Source organism: Citrobacter sp. CK181 (assembly GCF_030333595.1).
GTDB lineage: Bacteria > Pseudomonadota > Gammaproteobacteria > Enterobacterales > Enterobacteriaceae > Citrobacter_B > Citrobacter_B koseri.
Genome location: NZ_JAOWFN010000011.1, coordinates 503559 through 527387 on the forward strand (window position 1 = coordinate 503559; position 23829 = coordinate 527387).

General features: G+C 53.1%; 19 protein-coding genes and 3 tRNA genes. 10 read left to right on the plus strand and 12 right to left on the minus strand.

What is annotated here, in order from left to right; all coding sequences use genetic code 11:
* Positions 1 to 32: 32 nt before the first annotated feature.
* Positions 33 to 108, minus strand: a tRNA-Asn gene (locus OGW17_RS06515).
* 327 nt (positions 109 to 435) lie between these two features.
* On the opposite strand from OGW17_RS06515, the gene nac reads away from it, so the two are divergent.
* Positions 436 to 1353, plus strand: coding sequence for a nitrogen assimilation transcriptional regulator NAC (gene nac / locus OGW17_RS06520; protein WP_047462844.1), 918 nt, complete (start codon positions 436 to 438; stop codon positions 1351 to 1353).
* A 101-nt stretch (positions 1354 to 1454) separates the two neighbouring features.
* Entirely contained in the window at positions 1455 to 2405 is a 951-nt protein-coding gene (gene cbl, locus OGW17_RS06525) for an HTH-type transcriptional regulator Cbl (RefSeq protein ID WP_024130225.1), read from the plus strand.
* Between the two features lie 37 nt (positions 2406 to 2442).
* Here the strand turns inward: cbl and OGW17_RS06530 are convergent.
* A tRNA-Asn gene (locus tag OGW17_RS06530) sits at positions 2443 to 2518 on the minus strand.
* 100 nt (positions 2519 to 2618) lie between these two features.
* A complete protein-coding gene (gene mtfA / locus OGW17_RS06535; RefSeq protein ID WP_012131863.1) occupies positions 2619 to 3416 on the minus strand; it encodes a DgsA anti-repressor MtfA in 798 nt (265 codons plus the stop codon).
* A gap of 93 nt (positions 3417 to 3509) precedes the next feature.
* Here mtfA and OGW17_RS06540 point away from each other — a divergent pair.
* The 6 genes from OGW17_RS06540 to OGW17_RS06565 all read left to right on the plus strand — a co-directional run bounded on the left by OGW17_RS06540 (position 3510) and on the right by OGW17_RS06565 (position 9763).
* Positions 3510 to 3599: transfer RNA gene (locus tag OGW17_RS06540), tRNA-Ser, on the plus strand.
* Between the two features lie 609 nt (positions 3600 to 4208).
* On the plus strand, positions 4209 to 4817 hold the full coding sequence (locus OGW17_RS06545) for a fimbrial protein (protein ID WP_071258816.1): 609 nt from the start codon (positions 4209 to 4211) through the stop codon (positions 4815 to 4817).
* Between the two features lie 95 nt (positions 4818 to 4912).
* Complete coding sequence (locus OGW17_RS06550; protein ID WP_012131866.1) at positions 4913 to 5614, plus strand: fimbrial biogenesis chaperone; 702 nt, start codon at positions 4913 to 4915, stop codon at positions 5612 to 5614.
* An 11-nt stretch (positions 5615 to 5625) separates the two neighbouring features.
* On the plus strand, positions 5626 to 8112 hold the full coding sequence (locus OGW17_RS06555) for a fimbria/pilus outer membrane usher protein (protein ID WP_071258813.1): 2487 nt from the start codon (positions 5626 to 5628) through the stop codon (positions 8110 to 8112).
* Complete coding sequence (locus OGW17_RS06560) at positions 8103 to 9098, plus strand: fimbrial protein (protein WP_286452145.1); 996 nt, start codon at positions 8103 to 8105, stop codon at positions 9096 to 9098. The genes OGW17_RS06555 and OGW17_RS06560 overlap by 10 nt, the downstream gene beginning before the upstream one ends.
* A 14-nt stretch (positions 9099 to 9112) precedes the next feature.
* A complete protein-coding gene (locus OGW17_RS06565; protein WP_071258810.1) occupies positions 9113 to 9763 on the plus strand; it encodes a fimbrial protein in 651 nt (216 codons plus the stop codon).
* 59 nt (positions 9764 to 9822) lie between these two features.
* Here OGW17_RS06565 and mrkJ read toward each other — a convergent pair whose 3' ends face one another.
* The 8 genes from mrkJ to iucA all read right to left on the minus strand — a co-directional run bounded on the left by mrkJ (position 9823) and on the right by iucA (position 20142).
* Positions 9823 to 10539, minus strand: a complete 717-nt coding sequence (gene mrkJ, locus OGW17_RS06570; protein WP_058669307.1) for a cyclic-di-GMP phosphodiesterase MrkJ — start codon at positions 10537 to 10539, stop codon at positions 9823 to 9825.
* Between the two features lie 142 nt (positions 10540 to 10681).
* Entirely contained in the window at positions 10682 to 11266 is a 585-nt protein-coding gene (locus OGW17_RS06575; protein WP_024130227.1) for a helix-turn-helix domain-containing protein, read from the minus strand.
* Positions 11267 to 11281: 15 nt separating this feature from the next.
* Entirely contained in the window at positions 11282 to 11995 is a 714-nt protein-coding gene (locus tag OGW17_RS06580) for a flagellar brake protein (protein ID WP_071258807.1), read from the minus strand.
* Positions 11996 to 12171: 176 nt separating this feature from the next.
* A complete protein-coding gene (gene iutA, locus OGW17_RS06585) occupies positions 12172 to 14373 on the minus strand; it encodes a ferric aerobactin receptor IutA (RefSeq protein WP_012131873.1) in 2202 nt (733 codons plus the stop codon).
* A gap of 25 nt (positions 14374 to 14398) precedes the next feature.
* Complete coding sequence (iucD, locus tag OGW17_RS06590; protein WP_071258804.1) at positions 14399 to 15733, minus strand: NADPH-dependent L-lysine N(6)-monooxygenase; 1335 nt, start codon at positions 15731 to 15733, stop codon at positions 14399 to 14401.
* A 3-nt stretch (positions 15734 to 15736) separates the two neighbouring features.
* Positions 15737 to 17470 (minus strand): NIS family aerobactin synthetase IucC, encoded by a 1734-nt coding sequence (gene iucC, locus OGW17_RS06595; RefSeq protein WP_071258801.1) that lies wholly within the window; start codon positions 17468 to 17470, stop codon positions 15737 to 15739.
* Positions 17470 to 18417 (minus strand): N(6)-hydroxylysine O-acetyltransferase IucB, encoded by a 948-nt coding sequence (gene iucB / locus OGW17_RS06600; RefSeq protein ID WP_071258798.1) that lies wholly within the window; start codon positions 18415 to 18417, stop codon positions 17470 to 17472. The genes iucC and iucB overlap by 1 nt, the downstream gene beginning before the upstream one ends.
* The gene (iucA, locus tag OGW17_RS06605; protein ID WP_047462875.1) at positions 18418 to 20142 is read right to left on the minus strand and encodes an aerobactin synthase IucA; all 1725 of its coding nucleotides are present in this window, start codon (positions 20140 to 20142) and stop codon (positions 18418 to 18420) included.
* A 132-nt stretch (positions 20143 to 20274) separates the two neighbouring features.
* Here iucA and OGW17_RS06610 point away from each other — a divergent pair, with 132 nt between their 5' ends.
* Positions 20275 to 21486, plus strand: a complete 1212-nt coding sequence (locus OGW17_RS06610; RefSeq protein WP_049011638.1) for an MFS transporter — start codon at positions 20275 to 20277, stop codon at positions 21484 to 21486.
* 15 nt (positions 21487 to 21501) lie between these two features.
* Positions 21502 to 22398: a siderophore-interacting protein gene (locus OGW17_RS06615; RefSeq protein ID WP_071258796.1), complete on the plus strand. Its 897-nt coding sequence runs from the start codon at positions 21502 to 21504 to the stop codon at positions 22396 to 22398.
* Between the two features lie 64 nt (positions 22399 to 22462).
* Here OGW17_RS06615 and ompC read toward each other — a convergent pair whose 3' ends face one another.
* Positions 22463 to 23644, minus strand: coding sequence for a porin OmpC (gene ompC, locus OGW17_RS06620; RefSeq protein ID WP_071258794.1), 1182 nt, complete (start codon positions 23642 to 23644; stop codon positions 22463 to 22465).
* Positions 23645 to 23829: the final 185 nt, after the last annotated feature.

Here is a 23829-nt window from a genome sequence, read left to right on the forward strand (position 1 = left end):
AAAGCCCGCTAAAAAGCGGGCTTTTCTAAATTTGGCTCCTCTGACTGGACTCGAACCAGTGACATACGGATTAACAGTCCGCCGTTCTACCGACTGAACTACAGAGGAATCGTGTGAACGGGGCGCATATTAACGACGCCCACGATCATTGTCAAAGGGTGAAATGCGATTGCGCGTTCGTTTGCTGACAAAATCAACAAAGCGATGATCTTTCATTCGGCCGCTATTTTGCGCCATTCTGGTGCAAACGTACCTCTTATGGGGCAGATCGGAAACTGTTGTTAACGTTAAAAACGTTGTCTTGTAATCACATTCTCTTATTTGACAGCAGGTTAGCATAAAAATCAGCGTCGGCCAGAAACTGGCAAGCCTTTTGCACAATCCTTCATAACATGACAGCCAGTATCATGACTGGTATTCCTGACAGGAGGCAAAATGAACTTCAGACGACTGAAATACTTTGTGAAAATCGTCGACATCGGTAGCCTGACGCAGGCCGCGGAAGTATTACACATTGCGCAACCCGCACTCAGCCAGCAGGTCGCTACGCTGGAAGGGGAACTGGATCAGCAATTGTTGATTCGGACAAAGCGCGGCGTGACGCCGACTGAAGCAGGAAAAATCCTGTATACCCATGCGCGAACGATTTTGCGTCAGTGTGAACAGGCACAGCTGGCGGTTAATAACGTCGGGCAAACGCTGAGGGGGCAGGTGTCTATTGGTTTGGCGCCGGGAACGGCTGCCTCGTCGGTGACGATGCCGCTGCTACAGGCCGTGCGGGCGGAATTGCCAGAGGTGTTGGTCTACCTGCATGAAAACAGCGGGGTGGTGCTGAATGATAAATTACTCAGCGGCCAACTTGATATGGCGGTTCTTTACGAGCGTTCTCCGGTGGCCGGTATTACCAGCCAGCCGCTGCTGAAAGAAGATCTTTTTCTGGTGGGAACCCGGGATTGCCCTGGGCCGAGCGTGGATTTAACGGCGGTTGCGGAGATGAACCTTTTCCTTCCTCGCGACTATAGCGCCGTTCGTTCGCGTGTGGATGAAGCCTTTTCCTTACGCCGATTGACCGCAAAAGTGATTGGTGAAATCGAATCCATCGCGACATTAACAGCGGCTATCGCCAGTGGGATGGGGGTGACGGTGTTACCGGAGTCGGCAGCCCGATCGTTAAGCGGCGCGGCAAATGGCTGGATGGCGCGTATCACCACGCCGTCGATGAGTTTACCGCTGTCGCTGAATATGTCGGCGAGGGGGAGTCTGACGCCGCAGGCACAGGCAGTGAAAGAGATCCTGATGTCGCTGGTGAGCCGCCCTATGCTGGAAAACCGTGAGCTTCTGCTGGTGAGCTAAGCGTTATTCCATCGCGGTATAAGATGCAGGTTTTTATTATTTGTTATGCCGGGCTTCAGACTTTAACAATAGCGTCATGTCTGATGTCTTCGGAGCGAAGCGTGAATTTCCAGCAACTTAAAATCATCCGCGAGGCGGCCCGTCAGGATTACAACCTGACTGAAGTCGCCAATATGCTTTATACCTCTCAGTCGGGAGTGAGTCGGCATATTCGCGAGCTTGAAGATGAGCTCGGTATTGAAATTTTTATCCGGCGCGGCAAGCGCCTGCTCGGGATGACAGAACCGGGTAAGGCGCTGCTGGTCATCGCCGAGCGCATTCTGAATGAGGCCAGCAATGTTCGCAGACTGGCCGACCTGTTCACCAATGATACATCTGGCGTACTGACCATTGCCACGACGCACACCCAGGCGCGATATAGCTTGCCGGAAGTGATCAAAGCCTTTCGCGAGATTTTCCCGGAAGTCCGACTGGAGCTTATTCAGGGCACGCCGCAGGAGATAGAGGGGCTGTTGCAAAACGGTGGCGCGGATATCGGCATTGCCAGTGAGCGTCTGAGTAATGATCCGTTGCTGGTGGCCTTTCCCTGGTTTCGCTGGCACCACAGTTTATTAGTACCTCGCGATCATCCCCTGGTGCAGACCTCGCCACTGACGCTGGAAGCGATCGCGCACTGGCCGCTAATCACTTATCGCCAGGGCATTACAGGGCGCTCCCGTATTGATGAAGCCTTCTCCCGCAAAGGGTTGTTGCCGGATATTGTCCTGAGCGCTCAGGATTCTGATGTGATCAAAACGTACGTTGCTCTGGGGCTGGGGATTGGATTGGTCGCCGAGCAATCCAGCGGCGAGCAGGAAGAGGGGGCGCTGACGCGTCTTGATACCCGACATTTATTTGATGCCAATACCGTCTGGCTGGGGCTGAAGCGCGGACAGTTACAGCGCAACTACGTCTGGCGGTTTATTGAGTTGTGTAATGCGGGGCTGTCTGTCGAAGATATTAAGCGGCAGGTGATGGAGTCGGATGAGGCGGTCATTGATTATCAGATATAAAGCAAGAAGCCCGCTAAAAAGCGGGCTTCTTTAAATTTGGCTCCTCTGACTGGACTCGAACCAGTGACATACGGATTAACAGTCCGCCGTTCTACCGACTGAACTACAGAGGAATCGTGTGAACGAGGCGAATAATACTGACCGCTCTGTAACGTGTCAACAGTAAAATTCGCACGTCATTTCAATTGGTTAATTAATCTTCAAAACCGCGATTTAATGGACGTGTGATGTCGGTATATTGTCCTCTTCTGGGTTATCACGCAGTCGCAGTAAGGGGTCCTGGCGATAAAACTGACAAAAACGTTGCCACAATGCCGGGAAACGCGGGGCGAACAGTTCCGGGGCGCTGAAGAAGTATTCTGACAGAACCGCAAAGCATTCAGCAGGGTCGGTTGCTGCGTAAGCATCAATGCTGGATGCGGTTTCGCCCACAAGATCAATTTCATCCTGAATATTGTTCATGGCCGCGTGGAGATCGTGCTCCCAACTGGCCACTTCGCGCAGAGGAATCAACGGGATGCCGCTGGCCCGGTCGCCATTGCGCATATCAAGTTTATGCGCCACTTCATGGATAATCAGATTGAAGCCGGACGCATCGAAGGAGTCCTGGATATCAAGCCAGTTCAGAATTATTGGGCCTTGCTGCCAGCTTTGCCCGGACTGGACAACGCGCTGGTTATGCACCAGACCAATATCATCTTCCCATTCATCATCCACAACAAAAGGCACAGGGTAGATTAGCACTTCATGGAAGCCATCGAGCCATTCGATGCCCAGCTCCAGCACCGGGAGACAAAAAAGCAGCGCAATACGCGCGCTTTTCAACGCATCCAGTTCAAATCCCTGAAGAGCGACCAACCTTTTTTGCTGTAAAAAACGCTCGGCCAGCGCAATTAATCTGGCTTGCTCTTGCGCGGTCAGGTTGACCAGAAGGGGAATTGCCAGGGCGTCATCCCACGGCAAGGCCGCATTCTGGTCTGTTTCGTGTACTTTCCAGGGCCACTTAATCATCGTTTTGCTCGCAAACTCGTCACTTGAACAAAATTGCAGGAACAGGGTCTGTTAAAATGCCAAATTACCTGGCATCATGGCAACCACCAGAACGGAGAGATGCCGGAGCGGCTGAACGGACCGGTCTCGAAAACCGGAGTAGGGGCAACTCTACCGGGGGTTCAAATCCCCCTCTCTCCGCCACTATTCAAGCACTTAGTTCACTCCCTTTCAACGACCCCCGTCACACTTGGTATAGTGTTGGTATATTCACCGGGTATGCTTCTCGCCATCATCCTCCTCCGATTTTTCCAGAACAGGACGATTCAGCGTCGGGGAACACTTACGCTTTGCGATCGGCAACAAACCTCTGGCTTTCCGTTTTATGACCGGAGAATTACGGCTTCTCTTTGCCGGGTTCGCCGCGAATTTAACCGGTGATCTTATTTGGCAATATTGGTGAAGCACTGACAGGCAGTACAGAGAGAAATTGTAGAAGTTTTAAGATAGCAATATGCCATTGAGTGGATTTTTCTATTTTTCAGGTGAGGATTAATAGGTGTAATCCTGTTAAACGGCCTCAATCAAGATATGAAAAAATGTATATTTGACTCCGAAATAGCATTCTTTGACGCCGACAGCATCAACGAGTTTTTATCGAGTTCGTTTTTGATACCTTAAATATAGCAGCTTCCGGTCAGTCGAAGTTTCTATTAACAGTCGCACAAGTAAGAATCGCATATCGCTTCTGATTTTTGTGTGAACTCACTGTTTGCTCATTGATACTTAATTCACTCTGACAAGGAAATGGCAATGAAAAAGGTTCTTCTCTCTGCTGCAATCGCGACTGCATTTTTTGGCATGGCTGCGGCAAATGCTGCTGATACTAATGTCGGCGGCGGTCAGGTTAATTTCTTCGGTAAAGTTACCGACGTATCTTGTACTGTTTCCGTAAACGGCCAGGGCAGCGATGCTAATGTTTATCTGTCTCCGGTAACGTTAACGGAAGTTAAAGCTGCGGCTGCGGATACCTATCTGAAACCAAAATCTTTCACCATCGATGTTTCTAACTGCCAGGCGGCTGATGGTACGAAACAAGATGAAGTGAGCAAACTGGGTGTGAACTGGACCGGCGGCAACCTGCTGGCGGGCGCTTCCGGCAAACAACAGGGCTACCTGGCCAATACGGAAGCGGCTGGCGCGAAGGATATCCAGCTGGTTCTGTCTACCGATAATGCCACCGCGCTGACCAATAAAATCATCCCTGGTGATACCGCTCAACCGAAAGCGACTGGCGACGCGACTGCCGTTCAGGATGGCGCGCGTTTCACTTACTATGTTGGTTATGCCACCAGTACGCCTGACAGCGTGACAACCGGTGTGGTCAATAGCTATGCGACTTACGAAATTACCTACCAGTAATATCGGCTGAGAGATAAAACCGCCTCGCGCCGGGGCGGTATAAAACAATAATAAAGCGGCCGCTGCTGCCGCTTATTTTTTATTCAGAGGTCAGCATGAAGCTTATTGCCCTTTTTTTCTGTTTCATTTTTAGTTTTGCGGCTAATGCTAATAACATTATTGTTAATGGCACCCGCTTTATTTATCCAGGAAATGAAAAAGAAATAACGGTGCAGCTCTCTAATACCGCAGATCGTCCGGCACTGGCACAAGCCTGGCTGGATAACGGTAATGCCGATGCAACGCCGGATACGATTACTACGCCATTTATTATTACACCACCTATTTCCCGCGTTGACGCTAAAAGCGGTCAGACTCTGCGTATTAAGCTCGGCAGCAATGCAGGGCTCGCTAAAGATAAAGAGACATTGTGGTGGCTGAACCTTCTGGAAATTCCGCCGGTAGAGGCTAACCAGAAAAATGAAGGGCAGAATATTCTGCAACTGGCGATTCGTTCTCGCTTTAAGTTTATCTATCGTCCGAATGGATTAGGCAACCGTGATGCGGCGGCGGAAAAGTTGGTGCTTTCCGCCAACGGCAGCAGCCTGTCCGTCAACAATCCCACGCCTTTTTATATCACCGTAAGCCGTATCTCTCGTGACGGCGGCAAAGCGCTGAACAGCAAAACGGTGATGTTTGCCCCACAGTCCAGTCAGACTATCGCGCTTTCCTCGACAGTGAACAAAGGCGAGACCCTGACTGTTAACAACATTAATGACTATGGCGCAGATGTCGCAGTGAAAGTTGCCGTTAAATAAGGGAAACGATCATGAAGCAGAGGTCAATCCGCCCGGAAAGATTAAGTACGGCAATTGCGATTGCACTGTACTGCTTTCCGCCATTTTCAAGCGGCCAGGAAAACCCAGGAACGGTTTATCAGTTTAACGATGGCTTTATTGTTGGCAGTCGCGAAAAGGTCGATCTGTCGCGCTTTTCCACGAGCGCTATCTCTGAGGGCGTTTACTCACTTGATGTGTATACCAATGGTGAGTGGAAAGGCCGCTACGACCTGAATATCACCCGTGGAAAAGACGGCAAAATGGGCGTCTGCTACACCAAAGCGATGCTGATGCAATACGGTATCTCGCCAGAAAAATTTAACCCACAGCTTAGCGCGAAAGAGGGCTATTGCGGACGACTGCAAGAGTGGCGTAACGAAGAAAATGTCAGCGACAACCTGATCCAGTCCTCTCTGAGGCTGGATATTTCCGTACCGCAAATCTACGAAGATCAGCGCTTTAAGAATTTTGTCAGCCCGGAGTTCTGGGATAAAGGCGTTGCGGCGCTGAATTTAGGCTGGATGGCGAACGCCTGGAACAGCCACACGTCATCGGCCAACGGGTCAGATAACAGCAGCGCCTATCTTGGCGTTAACGCGGGTCTTTCCTGGGACGGCTGGCTGCTCAAACACATTGGTAACCTGAACTGGCAACAACAGCAGGGGAAGGCGCACTGGAACAGCAACCAGACCTACCTGCAACGTCCGATTCCGCAAATTAACTCGATTGTCAGCGGTGGGCAGATTTTTACCAACGGTGAGTTTTTCGACACCATCGGCCTGCGAGGGGTAAATCTGGCGACCGATGACAATATGTTCCCGGACGGTATGCGTTCCTACGCCCCGGAAATTCGCGGCGTGGCGCAAAGTAACGCGCTGGTGACGGTACGTCAGGGCAACAATATTATCTATCAGACCACCGTGCCGCCGGGACCGTTTACGTTACAGGATGTTTACCCCTCCGGCTATGGCAGCGACCTTGAGGTTTCAGTAAAAGAAGCCGATGGCTCGGTACAGGTGTTCAGCGTGCCTTATGCCTCGGTAGCGCAATTACTGCGTCCGGGGATGACCCGCTATGCGCTCTCTGCCGGTAAGGTTGATGATAGTTCGCTGCGCAATAAACCGATGCTCTACCAGGCGACCTGGCAACAGGGCTTAAATAACCTGTTCACCGGCTATGCTGGCGTGACCGGTTTTGATGACTATCAGGCATTCCTGCTGGGGACCGGGATGAACACCGGCGTCGGCGCCTTGTCATTCGATGTCACCCATTCGCGGTTGAAGAGCGATACCCTTGACGAGCATGGTCAGAGCTACCGCGCCACCTTTAACCGTATGTTCACCGAAACGCAGACCAGTATTGTCCTGGCGGCGTATCGTTACTCCACCAAAGGCTACTACAACCTGAACGACGCGCTGTACGCCGTCGATCAGGAAAAGAACCACAACAGCAACTACACCGTGTGGCGACAGAAAAACAGCATGACCTTTACCGTAAACCAGAACCTGCCGGACGGCTGGGGCGGTTTCTACTTAAGCGGTCGGGTTTCGGATTACTGGAACCGTTCAGGCACGGAGAAGCAGTATCAGCTCAGCTATAACAATATGTTCGGTCGCCTCTCATGGTCGGTCAGCGCTCAGCGCGTCTATACGCCGGACAGCTCCGGTCATCGTCGCGACGATCGCGTTTCGCTCAACTTTAGCTACCCGCTGTGGTTCGGCGAGAATCGCACCGCGAATCTGACGTCAAATACCTCGTTCAACAACTCGCACTTCGCCAGTTCGCAGATTGGCGTCAACGGCTCGCTGGGCAGTGAAAACAACCTCAACTACGGCGTATCGACCACCACCGCGACTGGAGGCCAGCACGATGTGGCGCTGAACGGCAGCTATCGTACCCCGTGGACTACGCTGAACGGCAGTTATAGCCAGGGCGAAGGGTATCGTCAGAGCGGCGTTGGCGCCAGCGGGACGCTGATTGCCCATCAGCATGGCGTGGTGTTCTCGCCGGAAAGCGGCACCACGATGGCGCTGATCGAAGCGAAAGATGCCGCAGGCGCCATGTTGCCAGGTTCGCCGGGGACCCGCATTGACAGCAACGGCTACGCCATTCTGCCGTATCTGCGGCCTTACCGGATTAACGCCGTGGAAATTGACCCGAAAGGCAGTAATGACGATATCGCTTTCGATCGTACCGTGGCGCAGGTTGTGCCGTGGGAGGGGAGCGTAGTCAAAGTTGCCTTCAATACCACAGTGCAAAACAACATCACGGTGCAGGCGCGCCAGGCGAATGGCCTGCCGTTGCCGTTTGCCGCCACGATTTTTGACCCGAGCGGAAAAGAGATCGGTGTTGTGGGGCAGGGCAGCATGATGTTTATCAGCGACGCCAGCGCGTCAAAGGCCACGGTTAAGTGGAATGGCGGGCAATGTACGGTGGATCTGAGTCAGGCAAAAACAAAGGAAACGCTATGTCGCTGAGTAAAAGACTGACGCTTTTTATTGGATTAATGGCGCTGGGGACAACGTCGGCATGGGCTTTCTGCTCGCGCCTTTCACAGCCGACGGTGACATTAGACATGGCCATCGGGCGAGTGGTTGTTCCGCCGGATCTGCCGGTGGGCTCAGTGATTGTGTCCCGTGACTGGACAATGTCGGCGTCGGGTGGAGCAAACTATAGCTGTTCAGCCGGTACTAACCGTTTTGCGGCGAAAATTGTCGTGCCCGGAGCCACCGACCTGGGGAATAAAATTTATTCGACAAACGTAGACGGCATCGGCTTGCGTTTTAGTCGCGGTGGCGCAACGGTCAATATTGTCTACCCGGATGTCTACTCCTCCTATGTCAACAGGCAGACCAATTATTCACTGGAAGGCTCCCGCTTTACGCTGGAAGTGATTAAAACTGCGAACGTGACCGGCAGTGGCACCCTGGCGGCGGGGAAATATACCTCTTATGACTGGGAAAACGGCAGTAACCCGATCCTTGAAACGTTCCTCAGCGCCAATGCCATCACCGTCGTCTCGCCCTCCTGTACCGTGTTAAGCGGTAAGAATATGAACGTTGATATCGGTACGATTAAGCGCAGCGATCTGAATGGCGTTGGCACCACGGCGGGAGGCAAAGATTTTAATATCCAGTTGCAGTGCAGCGGCGGCGTAAGTGAATCCGGTTTCGCCAATATCCATACGACATTTTCCGGCAACCTGGCGACAAGCACCACTGCCGCTCAGGGCGTGCTCATCAACGAAAAAAGCGGAAACGCTGCGGCGAAAGGGATTGGCGTCCAGGTACTGAAAGATGGCACCCCGCTGGAATTTAGCAAGAAATATAATATCGGCACCTTGCAGACCCAGGAAACCCGTTACATTACATTGCCTTATCGTGCACGCTTCTATCAATACGCATCGACCACAAGTACCGGTGAGGTGGAGTCGCACATGATCTTTAACCTGACGTACGATTAATTCGGGAGGTGGGTATGCGTGATTCAGCACAGTATAAAAATATCAGACGACTCACTCAGTTGACCCTGATGAGCGGAATGCTTGTCGCCTCTTCAGCGTGGGGATTTGAAACCAATTACGATCGCGGACGGGTGGACTTCGCAGGGCGAGTAACGGATATCTCCTGTAGCGTGGCGCTCAACGGGGGCAACAATGCGGGCAGCGGTAGCGTCTGGCTGGCTCCGGTAAGCCTGGCGGAAGTACATGCCCGTGGCGCGGGCGCATTTATGAAACCGCAATCCTTCACCCTGGAATTGTCGAACTGTCAGTTACGTCATGATGGTGGCGCTGCGAATAACGATGAGATCAGCACGGTAAGTGTGCGCTGGATTGATGGATTCACGGTCAATACCGTCGGCAACGAAAATGCCGGTTATCTGGCGAATACACGAGCGGATGGGGCCAGCCATATTTTTCTGGCGCTGTCGACCAACGACAATAATACGCTGGATAAAAGCAATAAAATTGTTCCGGCTGACCCGCAGCAAAACCGGGTGCCTTTGGTGGAAAAAGCGGTAAGCGGCGGTGTGTTTACTTATTACATCGGTTACGTTACGCCAGCGCCGGAGAAAGCGACCAGTGGCCCGTTGACCAGTTGGGCAACCTGGGAGTTAGTGTATAACTGATTTCTTGCGTGTGAAGGTTGGTTTTGATGCCGGAGTCTTCCGGCATTTTTTTCTCTTTTTTAAACAGTAATCTCTTCTTTGACCAGTTGTTCAATACTGACTTCTTTCCAGTAATGCCCCTGAATGGCAAACCACTCCATACCCTGCAACCATTTCTTATGCGCTTCGCTTTCGACGCCTTCAATAATCACATTATGTTGGTTACGGGAAAGGAAAGTGACCAGCGCATCCATCAATGGCCGACCAGACTCTTTTTGCATTAAATGCCAGAAGAAGTTTCTGTCGATTTTGACATAATCAAAATGATAGCCGCGAATCGCGTTAATTCCCGCGTAGCCAGCGCCAAAGTCATCGAGCCAGAGTGGGGTGCTGTGGGAATCACACCAGGCGGCGAGAGAGTTATTCAACAGTTCGTTAGAGTTTTCCGTGATTTCAAAGTGAACGCAGCCCAGTGCTTTGACTTTCGCTTTCACTTCTGGCCGTAGCAGGACGCTAAGTATATGGTCGTCAACGTTAATCGTGGCAGAAACATTGTTTTTTATAAACCACGCTTTATGTTTTTCTATTAACGCCAGTTGTTCCATAAAGATACTTTCCCGTAAGTCCGCATTGGCATAACGAAATAACTCTTCTGGAGAAACAGGGATATGGTCAAAGCGGCTCAGGCACTCAACGGCGACAAGCGCCCCGAGAGGTGAAAACATTTTTTGGAAGACATATCGAACGGATATATCGCTACGTGACAAATTATGATTGAAAAACATAAGTGCGTCCATTATATCTCGTCAGAAATCAGGTCAACGGTGGGAGGAGGTGGTATTAATATAAGTGATATTTTTGTCGGTGAAAATGATTGACAGGGGGCTGGTTAACAATTAATTATCGGTTTTTGATTGGTCATCTGCACATTTAATATGTTTAGCATCGAAACATATTGACGATTCTTTTGTTCATCACTTGCGAGTTATTCATGCCTAACTTTCTCATAATACTCGCTCTGTGAGTGTGGGCTGTTTTATAGTCAATATTGAGAAGCTCTGCTATTTGTTTATTGTTATGGTTGGCAATCATTAGCGCCAGCACCTGCTGCTCCCTGGTAGTGAGTTTTCGCCGGGTGTATAAGCGCTGATATTCGCGGGCCGTTAAAGGATGTTTGAAGATGGCCGAGAGATCGGAGCAAGACGCGTTTTCCGTCAGAATCAATACATTTTCAAGATCGAGAAGTTCACGGCATAAGCTGGCGAGGTCGCTTTTTACAATCAGAACGAGCAGCGTGCAGTGCGTGAGATACATTCGTAATCTATTGAGTAAGGCGACCGTTCTGGCCGCAGAGATATCCTTATGAATGACATTGATAATAATCGTACCCGACTGAGGGGCACAGGTTCTCCCGGCGATCTCCTGATAGCCCAGAGTGGTAATATTTATCTCATTGTCCACCATGTAATGCAGGATTGATTGCCCAATGAGATTATCATCAGTGTAAAATAATAAATTACTCAATGTTTTCCCAGTCCGTTAAACTAAAAAAATCTTATTTTTAATTTTATTGTCAATAATTAACTTGACGATAACATTCTCTATGTAATGTTTATAATCGTCACTTTTATGCTGAAACATACAAGAGATGCGGGAATCTGCTTCTTCATACGATTTTTCGCTATGGAGTTCTGTTACGCTGATGATTTTTAAGTTAGTCATTACGCTGCCATATTCACCAAAGCTCATCTCAACATTTTCTAACACATTATCTTTACGCATAAATTTAAGTTGAGATTGGGTGGATATGAAAGAACACCCGCCGTCAGAGACATCATTTAACGTATGTTTAAAAGTAACGCCATTTTTATAACGACCAGAACAACAGAATTGATAACTCTCTCTTGTCTTAAGTCGGGGGGACGATCGCCGTTGCAGTATGTTTATGCTCTCAGGAATGGCAAAGCGGAAAACGTTATCCGGGCTATTGTGCTCAGTATTTATCTGTGCGGTGGCAAACTCAATCCTGCCAAGTTTACTGTGGATCTGAAAACAGACATCGTCGTTTTCAGATAACGAAGGCTGAAAAGAGGGAGGGAGATCGATATAAAAAGATGAACTGTCAACTTTTCGTAAATCTGATTGCCAGCTCAGATCGTTAAAACTAAAATCCAGTTTAGACTTAACCCTGAATTCTTCTCTCAGGATAGCAATAATTTCATATCTGGATTTTTTCGAAACTCCTTCTGACATACCATCTCTCTAAAATACAATGTCCTTTCAGATTATTATCCCATGTTGCGATCGCCTGTTTATTAAAAATAAAAGGATGCGGCCTATTGTTGAATTTTCAAAAATAGTTCAATGCTATTGATTGCGTATTGACATTCGGTGAATTTGCCCGGCATGTGCCGGGCAAGGAGGGCGGTTTAGAACAGAACTGAGTAGTTCAGACCAAAGGTGCGGCCGCGTCCTTTGTAGTCATACAGGGAAGCGGGGCCGTAACCTGGGCTGTAGTACAGCGGCGCGCGCTGCCCCCAGACGGTGGTGTAGTCACGGTCGAAGAGGTTCTCAACGCTGAAGCTGAGTTTACCCACCGGAAGCTGATAGCTGCCGAGCAAATCGACGGTGGTATAGCCATCAATGCTGTAGCCTTCTGCATCGCTCACATCGAAGGAAGTGGTGCTCTGTACGCGCAGGCTCCACGGGTCCGGCGCCCAGCCAATGTAGGCTGTCGCTTTCGATGGGCTTGCCACCTTCACGTCATATTTCTGCCAGCTACCGTTCACTTTCGATTCGGTTTTCAGCACGTTGAAGTTCGCACCGGTACTCCAGTCGGTATCTGGAATCAGGTAGTCCACCGCGCCTTCCACGCCGTAAATGCGGCGTTTGTCGTCCACTACGCTGATGGTCAGATCTTTATTCGCCACCACGCTCTTATCGGAAATCGAGTAGTAGGCCGCGATTTGGGTGCGCAGGTTGTCGCCGGTAAAGCGCCAGCCCAGCTCATAAGAATCGACCTTCACGCCTTCCAGCTTGCTGTCGCCGACGTTCACGCTGTTGGTCAGAGGAAGGTGACCGTTCACCGCTGCGCCATAGGTGCCGCGACCGTAGTATTTACCCGGGTCCGGCAGCTCCACGCCCTGGGAGAAGTTGAGCCATGCCTGCTGGCGTTCGGTGATGTGCATCAGCAGACCGGCGTTGAACAGGAAGTTGTCGTAATCGACCGAGCCGCCTGGAATGGCGTCGGCGGATGTCGCCTTCCCGGCGGCAATCTGCTGTTGTTGCGCGTAGCCGATGAAATCATCAATCTTGTTCTCAGTGTACTGATAGCGTACGCCGCCGCTGAGGGTAAAGATATCATTGATGTCATAGCTTGATTGCAGGAAGGCCGCCAGGTTGGTGATGTCATACGACGGATAGCGCCCGGTGGTGTAAATCTTCTGGTTGTTCAGCCCCCCGGAAGCGCTTGCCTGGGCCAGATCGAAGAACATCTGGTTGGAGGTAAAGCGCTCGTGGTCGGCATCCAGCCCGTAGGTGATTTGCCAGCCGTCCAGCGGTTTGCTGTTCAGGGTCAGTTTCATGCCGTACTGGTCGGTGTCCTGCTGTGACGAGGAGAAAGCCGTCGCCTGTTTGTTCGCATTTACGGTCGGGAACGGGTAGAACAGCAGCGACTCATCGCGGTAGTAAACCTGGCCGACCAGCTCCTGACCAAAGAAATCGCTGTTGGAGTACTGTAGGCTAATCAGATGACGCTCGGTGCCGGGAATACGGTCGGAATTCAGCCCCTTACTGACGTATGGCGTGCTGGCCCCGCTAATGGCGGAGAAATCTTTCCCAAGATTCAGCCCGTAATCGTCGTCGCCCTGGCTTTTATAGTACTGCGTGATCAGCTGAAGCTGCTGGGTTTCATCAATGTTCAGCGTACCGGTGCCCATGATGTCCAGGCGATCGGAATACTGTAGGCCGGTCTGGGTGTTATCGAGCAGGGTGGCATCGCCGTTACCGTCAAACCAGCCGCCAAACTTCTGGTACGCCACTGAAACACGCCCGGAGATATGGTCATTGCCGCCGGAGATGGCGCTGGCAATGCGCTCATCGTGATCTTTACTGCTGTTAAAGCCGCTTTTGGTGCCAGCCTCAAACTCCATCTGGGTTTCCGGCTGGCCTTTTTTGGTCACGATGTTGATCAGACCACCGGTACTGCCGCCGCCGTACAGGGCCGTCGCGCCGGAGATCACTTCAATATGGTCGATATTGAAAGGATCGATAGAGTCCAGCTGTCGGCTGTCGGTGCGTGAAGAGTTGAGACGCACGCCGTCAACCAGCACGACCAGCGGGCGGCCACGCACGTTCATACCGTAGTTGGTGCGGCTCTGGCTGCTGACGTCAAGGCCAGGGATCAGCTGAGCCAGAGCGTCTTTCAGCTCTTTGCCGCCCTGAATCTGCTGTTCCAGTTCGGCGTTTTCGATAACCCAGGTGGTTTGCGCCATCTCCGCTACGGTGCGATTGCTGCGGTTGGCAGACACCACGAGCGTTTCATCATCGGTTTGTTGAGCGACTGCTGGCGCCATCATGGCGAGAAGCAGTGGGTTGAGAGCCCAAAGCGTATACTTTTTGCTTATCATCATTATTCCTTCACACGGGCGGAAAAAATCAGCCCAAAGATGCTGTGTAGCGAGTTAAAGAAGCAGCCTCCGGCTGCGGTTTTTCCCGGCTGCCGCTGCGCCATTGAACCAGGGCGGGCGGCATACTGAGATCGAATAAATCACGCCCCAGCGCGCGATTAAGAATACGGGCGGAGCGCCAGGCCATCAGGCTGAGCTGTGGTTCGGCGATGCCGTGGGTTTGCATACTGGCGTTGACCGCGAAGATGTTGTTCTCTTTCGGGCCGTTCCACTCCAGGGTGAAGTCGTCGCGTACTTTGAAATTGCACTCATCGCGCATGGCGATTCGCGACATCAGCGGTGAAAGTATCTGCGGCAGCGCGGGACGGTAGCCGGTGGCGAAAATCACCACGTCGCTTTCCAGAGTGTCATAGCCGTTATCCAGATGATGCTCCAGCAGCAGTTGCCAGCTCTGGCCGCGACTTTCCAGCCCGGTGACCGAGCGGCTTGGCAGCAGACGGGCGTTACGCGGTTGCCTCAGTACCTCGAAGCGGTGATACAACTCGCGATAAATGGTCAGTAGCGAGTCGGCCGTGATGCCGTCGGAGGTCATTTTCTGCTCGTCGAGCATCTTCTGGCGCGCGCTTTCATTCAGACCGACGAAGCCTGAAACGTACTCAGGCGTGAAGTATTCGTTGGCGAACGCCGCCTCATCCAGCGCGTTAAAGTTATTGCGGCGCGAGACCCAACTGATCTCTGCAACGTCGCCCCATTCTCCGCGCAGCGCATTGAGGAACAGGTCGGCGCCGCTTTGCCCGCCGCCAACCACGGTGACTCGCTTGCCGCCGAGGTCTGGCTGGCGCAGGCTCATTTCACTGGCGTGGAAGCAGGTTTGCGTCGCCGTTTTTACGCAAGGCGGCAGGTGCGGTTGCTTGCCAATGCCAAGGCAGATATTGCGGGCAACGCTTTCGCCCTGGCTGGTCTGCACCACAAACCGCTGGCGTCTCTCGTCGAAATCAATACTCTCAACGGTATGATTGAAATGCAGATTGTTCATCCCTTCGGCGGCCCAGCGCAGGTAGTCGGAAAACTCATCGCGGGACACGGTACGCAGTTCGGTGGTCAGGAAGCGGTAGAATTTTTTGCGCTTCACCAGATAGTTAACAAAGCTGTACGGGCTTGTGGGAGCCACAGCGCTAACCAGATCTTTCAGGAACATGGTCTGCATATGGCAGTCCGGCACCAGCATGCCGGGATGCCAGGCAAAATGCGGGCGGCCGTCAAAGAAGCGGCTGCTTAATCCTTCGGCCTGATGAGACAGCGCCGCGATGCTCAGGTTGAACGGGCCGATGCCTACGCCAATAAAATCTACAGTGTTTGTCATGATTCAGTCCCTGGTTGCCAGCCACAGCGGGTTTTGCAGATCCTCAAGGTAATTCGGCAACATGCGGCTGCCGCCATCCTGGTCGGGCCAGGTCAGTTTTACCGGGTTCAGCACTACGCGAATAATTTGTGGCTTGAAGAGTGAGAAAAGCGCAAAGCGCGCTGACATTTGTGGATGTTCCTGCATGTAATCACTCAACACTGCTGCCAGCAGTTGATAAAAACGCCTCTCCGGTACGCCAAGGCGAGCCATCAGCGGCGAAACAAAGCGCAGAACCGTCACGAAGTGGCCGGTCTGCAAATCATGAATTAAGTAGTCGGCGCTCAGGCGAGCGGTGACGTCACGCACCTCCTGAGGCAGGGAGTCCATCTCCGGGAACGCATCTTTCACCAGCCGCATATCGCCCTGGAAATCTTTCAACAGCACGCGCTGCGGTACGCCCTCTTTCATGGCAAGCGTTATATTTTGTCCGTGGGCGATAAGCGCAACGCCGTAGCGGCAAAGCAGGTGATACAGCGGAACCACTACCACCCGGAACAGCTGCGTAAGCCAGGTTTCAGCGTCCAGCCCGGAGCGGTCGATATATGCGCCTATCAGCGGCTGATTGTTTTCATCGCACTCCATCAGTGTCGCCATCAGAATCGGACTTTCGTCCGGCTTCAGCCAGCGACACGGATTCTCACGCCAGATAACGCCGAGCATCTCCTGGTAGCGGTAGGGTGCCTGGGCAAGCGCGGCATAGCCTTCATGGGACACATAGCCCGCCGCCGGTTCACCGAGGATCACCGCGCCGCTTTGCTTAAGCGTGGCGTCGGTCGCAAAAACCTGTTGCAGCCAGCGTGAGGCCAGCGGCCCGGCAGCGATGTATTTGCCCGGAATCCCCCGATAGCAGGAGGTGTTGTAGATGGTTAGCGGCAGCTTGATATCCAGCCCGCCCTGGCGACTGGCGTTGGTCAGGGTGCGCAGCGACTGCTGCGCGAGCCACAAGTCGCCAAACTCGCCGAGCGAAACCATCCTGCCTTCGGCAAGATCGGCGATGAAGTCGAGGGCGATTTTTTGCTGCCACTGCCACGGATGTACCGGCAGTGGCAGCCAGTCGTTATCCAGCCCGTTTTCCTGCCAGACCTGATTGAAGCGGGCAAACTCCTGCGGGTCCATCGCGGCCGTCAACAACTGCTGAATATCCAGCTCGCTGTCGCAGCGCCAGACCATATGCTCACGTTTTACCGCCAGCCAGTGCAGTCTGAAGGTGTTGGCGTACTCTGGCGCATATCGCTCCAGCGCCTCTTTGCCCCAGCCCCGACGTCCTTTATTAAAAGCGAATTTAGGATGGCCGCTTAGCAGGCATTGCAGGCGGTCGGCATCAAGATCAATCAGGTCACTGGCGCTCAGCCCGCGACGAGCCTTCAGCAGTTGCAGGTCGCCCAGCAGCGTGGCATACAAATCCTGCATATGCTCAGCAACGGTGGCATCGCTCATCGACAGCACCGGCTTTAGCTGCATCAGTAGCGTTTGCGCCAGAACGGGCTCGTCCGCACAGCGCAGCGTTTGAGCATCAATCCACAGCCAGCCCCAGATGCCGCGTTCAGCGCTGAAGCGCCATTGCGCACCCGGCAGGTTAATGCAGTAGCGGCCATCGCCCTGAGATTCCGCGTGGAAAACCTGCTCATACTCCAGCTCGGCCAGCATTTTTGCCACCAGCTGGCGGTTAACAAAATCCCAATCCTTGTGATTCATTACAGACCGACCTCCGTGAAGAAGTGATGGCGATCCGCCATCACCATGCGCGAGCGCTTGTGTGGGAAGTCGAACTCTTTAATTGTCCGGTATCCCGCAGGCTCAAGGTGGCGGAACAGGCGCTGGTTATCGGCGCGTGGCTCAAGTACGGTGCGCTGCGTGCGGGACTCATCCAGCAGCAGGTAATGCGTCAGCCCGCGCAGCCAGCTTTGCACGTAGTGGGCTCCGCGCCATTGCTGTTCACCAACCAGCAGATGCAGGCCACGGTCAAAGGGTTGCCATGAATAGTGGCGGCCAATGCGGTCTTCCGCCGCCCAGTAGATTTCGAAATAGCTAAACGGCCGATCGTCGAAGCAGCCGATCAGCGGGAACGCATGTTTACCGGTGAGCTGGCGCTCCAGATAGGCGGTCTGTACCTCCAGCGAGCCGCTTTGCTCCCAGAAATACTCAACGCGCGGATCGTTCATCCAGCGGGTGAAACGTTCTGCATCAAGAACGGGATCGGCAACGCGGAAACTCAGCGTCTTGCGAACGCGTGGATCGTAACGGCGATAAACCTCGCCCTGCGGACGGGGCGGGCGCTGCGGGAAATAAATCTCACGCTCTGCATCAAAAACCATTTCGCCGGAGGCCCGGTTTGCCGGAGAACTCAGCCATAGCGGTAACTGCCAGAAGGCGGCGCGATGGATGATGTCGCTTTTTACCTGCCCGAAAAGCGTCAGCGCCTGTGGCTCCTCACGCCATTCGGCCCAGGGGAGAACCACCGCTGAAAGTTGCGGTGCGGCGATAAATATCTGATCCAGCGCGTCGCGCAGCCACCCTGTCGGCAGCGGCCCCGGCCAGCGCAGCACCGCGCTATTGTCCAGCCCCCAGCTAAGATTCAGAGGCTTGTCGAGTTTTTCACAGCGCAGTCCATATCCGCTGTGAACGATATTTGCCTTAGACATTTAGCCCTCCTGAGCCAGCAGCGGGTTGGCGAAATCGAAGTAGATCACCGAGGGATCGACGATGGTGTTCTCGTTGTGGTCGTTCAGATAACAGAAAAAGTTACCTTTTACGTTCCAGTACGGATTTTCCAGCACGTAGTTGAGACAGGTTTTATGAGTCACCTGATCACGCACTTCAGCCAGCAACGTTCGTACGCGAGCCATCAGATTCGCTTCACTGTCCAGCCCGGCGGCGCCCAGCGCGGCGGTCACGGCAAAAGTGGAGTTAACCAGCAGGTAATAAGGGAAGTAGCGCAGTAACTGCTCACGGGTGAAGACGTTTTCCGCCTGCGCTTCGCCAATGGTGTCGAGCCAGCCTGCCGCGTGAGGCATAAACGCGCTGCCCTGGCAGTCACGGTAGATAAGCCCGACCGGCAGATCCCCAAGCATCTGAACCAGAATATTTTGCTGATGCGCCAGCAGCACCAGGCCGTAATCCGCTTCAGCCGTAAACAGCGGCTTCAGCACCTGCTGACAGTAAGCATCGACCCATGCGTGGGCGGCCTGTTGCGCAGTGATGCCGAGGCGATCGCTCAGGCGTTTTACCGCCGCAACCAGCAGCGAATCACCGCCATCCGGCGCGGCCTGAGTCAGGGAGACCAGTACGTTAGTCTGGCTTTGCGGCTGATCCACCAGCAGGTTTTCACGCAGGGCAAACAGGCTTTCCTGCATGATGTTGCCGTGGAGATCGCGCAGCCCGGCCCAGCCGTCTTCCTGCATCACCCGGAAAGTCGGGAAGCGAGCCTGTAGCGTCTGCCAGTCGTCGGTTTGCGCCAGGCGTGCCAGGCGCATTCCACGCTTCACTTCTTTCACTGACAGGGTACGGACGGAGTTGGTCAGGCGCACGCTCAGGGAGAATTTGATCATGTCGCGGCTGGTGGCGCAGTAGAGCGAGCGGGAAGAGGTGGTCGGTAGCCACGGCGCGCCGGCTTCGCCTAAATCTTTAATCAGCCCTTTAGCGACAAGCTCCTGGCACCACTCCTGCTGCAACAGATACTCCCCCTGCCACGGGTGCAGCGGGAATAGCCATTGATTGTCGCTTAATTCATTGAGTAACTGCGGCGCATTCTCTGCGGCAAATCGCGTCAACCGCTGTTGCAGGTTGAGATGCAGGCTTTCACCGGCGATCTGCGTTTTGTCCACCGCAAACCACCGCAGCGGGAAGTGGGGCGCGAAGTCCGGCAGGTAGCGTTCGGCCTCCTGCTGGTTAAACGGTTCATGAGACTTAGGCGCCGGGTGGAAGGCGTGCCCGACCAGCAGAGCCTGCTCCGCCTCGCCAAAGTTCAACGCTTTTTCACGCAGGGCTGCCCAGTCATGGCGGGCATCAATCGCCTGCTGCGTATGGGCGTGGCTTTCCATCACGCGCTGGTGGAAGGTTTCGCAACTGGTCGCGGGCAGCAAGAGTTGGTGCTGGAGCTTATCAACAATAAGCCGGGAGAGGGTGGCGAAATCGACGGGGTGACTGCCGGAGGCCGTGACCAGACGCGCCGGAAATTCAAAGCGGTGATGCTGGGTGGGGGAGAAATAAGCCACTCTGAAATGGAGCGCCTGCTGTTCGCCCAGCGGGATGATCAATTCGGTTGGCTGGTATTCCGTCAGCCGCCAGTCTTTGGTTTCACGAACCAGGGAATTCAGGAAGCACTGCGCAGCCACATCCAGGGCTGACGTTTTAGTTGGCAAAGTCATAATCAAACAGATCCCACTCGTTATGATAATGCGAATTTTGCCGATAAGGTTTCTCATTATCAATAACAATTGTTAGAATCGGTAAAATTAATTTTACAAATAAACACAATTAATACATGGAATTGCAACATCGTGACGTCTCTTGAGAGCGCGGAAACGCCGCAAAAACCATTGTCCTGCTGGCCGCTTGCGTTCAGTGCGGGGTTACTCGGTGTCGGGCAAAACGGCCTGCTGGTCGCGATCCCTGTACTGGTGATTCAGACAAACCTGAGCCTGTCGATTTGGGCGGCTTTGCTGATGCTTGGCTCAATGCTGTTCCTGCCGTCTTCCCCGTGGTGGGGAAAGCAAATTGCTCGTGTGGGCAGTAAGCCTGTGGTGCTGTGGGCACTGGGGGGATACGGCGCAAGCTTTACTCTGCTTGGGCTGGGAAGCATGCTGATGGCGACCGGCGCCGTAACAACAGCGGTGGGGCTGGGAATATTAATCATCGCGCGGATCGCCTACGGACTTACCGTGTCGGCGATGGTGCCAGCCTGTCAGGTCTGGGCATTGCAGAGAGCGGGGGAAGGGAATCGCATGGTCGCTCTGGCAACCATTAGCTCCGGCTTGAGCTGCGGCAGACTATTCGGGCCGTTGTGCGCGGCGGCGATGCTGGTAATTCACCCTCTGGCGCCGATGGGGCTGCTGATGGCAACGCCATTGCTGGCGCTGGTGATGCTGCTGCGGTTGCCTGGCACGCCACCGCAGCCCGCAGCGGAGCGTAAGAGCGCCAGCCTGAGGCTGGATTGCCTGCCTTATCTGCTTTGCGCGCTGTTATTAGCTGCGGCGGTGAGCATGATGCAGCTTGGTCTTTCGCCCGCCCTTACTCGCCAGTTCGCCACGGATACCGCCGCCATTAGCCACCAGGTGGCGTGGTTGTTGGGGCTGGCCGCAGTTGCTGCGCTTATCGCACAGTTCGGGGTGCTCCGCCCGCAGCGCCTGACGCCGATGGCGCTGCTTTTGAGTGCCGGAGCGCTGATGATTTGTGGCCTGGCGATAATGCTCGCCGAACAGCTATGGTTGTTTTACCTCGGCTGTGCGGTGCTGTCGTTTGGGGCTGCTCTGGCAACACCCGCTTATCAGCTTTTACTGAATGATAAGCTGACAGACGGCGCGGGCGCGGGCTGGATCGCGACCAGCCACACGCTTGGCTATGGGCTTTGCGCATTGCTGGTGCCGCTGGTGTCGAAAACCGGCGCCGCAGCGGCGCTGATTGTGGCGGCTTTTTTCGTCGCTGTGTTATTTACCGTGGTGTCTGGCTTTATCTGGCGCAGCCGCTACCGTTCACGTCATTCCGCGATTTAAGCGTAAGGAAAAGTTATGGCTGGAGTTCAGGGCTACCGCCTGTTCAACGTTCAACTGGCGCGTAAGACGGAGGTTTCCCCTTCGCTGCTGAGCCTGGTTTTCAGTGGGCAGGAGGTGGCGCAGATGAAATGCGACTCGCCGGATCAGCGCATTAAGATGTTGTTTCCGTCTGAAGACGGTACGCCGCCGTCGTTGCCTGCCGAAGGGCACTGGTATCAGCTTGTACTGGGGATGCCAAAAGAGAAGCGCCCGGTTATCCGCACCTATACGCTGCGACATGTCGATCCTGCTCGCCAGGAGGTCACCGTGGAATTTATCAATCATGGTACAGAGGGACCGGCTTCGGCATGGGCGATTAACGCCAGACCCGGCGACGCCATTCAGATGGTGGCGCCTGACGCGGCGTATGCTGAAGACAGCGGCGGCTATGAATGGACGCCTCCCCAGGGACTGCGGAATGCGTTAATCATTGCTGATGAGACGGCGCTCCCCGCCGCGCGCGGTATCCTTGAGATGCTGGCGAGACAGACCAATCCGCCACAGGTTCAGGCGTTCTTTGAAGTTCCTGAACAGGGCGACTGCGCGAATTTAAGCGAGTTTAAGTTCGCCGACATTTTTTGGTTGCCGCGTAACCCCGCAGCGGCGAAGCACGGTGAATGCCTGATTCAGGCCGTAAAAACGCATGCCAGAGTACCCGAAAGTCGCCATCCCGATACGGTGGATACGGTGAAAGAAGAAGCCGAAGGGGAGCTTCTCTGGGATAAGGCCACGACCAGCAGCACGGCGTTTTATGGGTGGGTGGCCGCAGAGTCCACCGTCGTCAAACTGCTGCGCCGCCATTTAATTGGCGAGCGTGGCGTCGAGCACAAAGCGATTAACTTTATGGCATATTGGTCTAAAGGGCGCGCGTGATAATAAAAAGCCCGCATCATGAAATTATTCCATTATGCGGGCTTAGTGCAGTATCTAATGAATATTAGAACTGGTAAACCAGACCGACGGCTACGATATCATCGGTTGCGATACCGTTGTCTGCGTAGAAGCTATCGTCTTCATCCAGCAGGTTGATTTTATAATCAACATAGGTGGACATATTTTTGTTGAAGTAATAGGTCATACCCACATCAACATATTTCACCAGATCTTTATCGGTGTAACGCCAGTTGCCGTGTCTTACTTCCTGACCACCTAAGTCTTTGCCTTTAGATTGCAGGTAGGCAATAGACGGGCGCAGACCGAAGTCAAACTGATACTGTGCAACAACTTCAAAGTTCTGCGTTTTGTTGGCGATACCGCCATTAAGTTCGCTGTCGCCATTGCCATAGTAAGTCATATTACGGGTTTCAGCGTACATGGCGGCGAGATAAACATTGTAGGCGTCGTATTTTGCACCAACGGTCCAGGCTTCAGCTTTATCGCCACCAGCATAGTTATTACGCTGGTTCATGCCGTCACCGTAACCACGAGCAACCTGAGCATCGGTACGATCGGAATTGGCGTATGCCGCACCCAGGCTTAAACCGAAGTCGAAGTCGTAGGAGGTGGACATACCGAAGCCGTCGCCGTTTTCTTTAGCCAGCTTGCGATTAGTACTGTTGCCGGAACCTTCCTGACCAAAACCGGTGCCTTCATTATTACCCTGATACTGGAGCGCAAAGTTCAGACCATCAACCAGACCAAAGAAGCCGTTATTACGGTAGGTTGCTACGCCGTTAGTACGGCCTAACATATAAACGTCAGTCTGAGTGTAAGTATCGCCGCCGAATTCTGGCAGCATATCGGTCCAGGCTTCTACGTCGTAAACCACGCCGTAGTTACGACCGTAATCGAAAGTACCGTTTTGACCAAAACCTAAACCAGCGAAGCCGAGACGAGTCCAGGCGTCACCTTTATCACCTTCAGTACCGTTGGCCTGAATGTTGTATTCCCACTGACCGTAACCGGTTAACTGCTCGGCAATTTGCGTTTCGCCTTTAAAACCCAGACGGGCATAGGACATGTCGCCGTCGCTGCCTGCATCGTCAGAGAAATAACGCAGGCCATCAACTTTACCGTACAGGTCCAGTTTATTGCCGTCTTTATTATACACTTCAGCCGCATTTGCAGCGCCTGCAATTAATAGAGCAGGGACAAGCATCGCCAGAACTTTTCTTTTCATTATGTATTCCCTATAATAATAATTGATATGAATAAGTGATCGAATCCTGAAGATCACTGTTGAATACTATTCTAGGAAGTTCATTCTTTTTTAAATATTACATGTAACAAATGTATTTAAAATATTTCTAATTGTTTCTTTGGGTGCGATTATAAATAATTTAATATGTATTTATTGCTTTATAT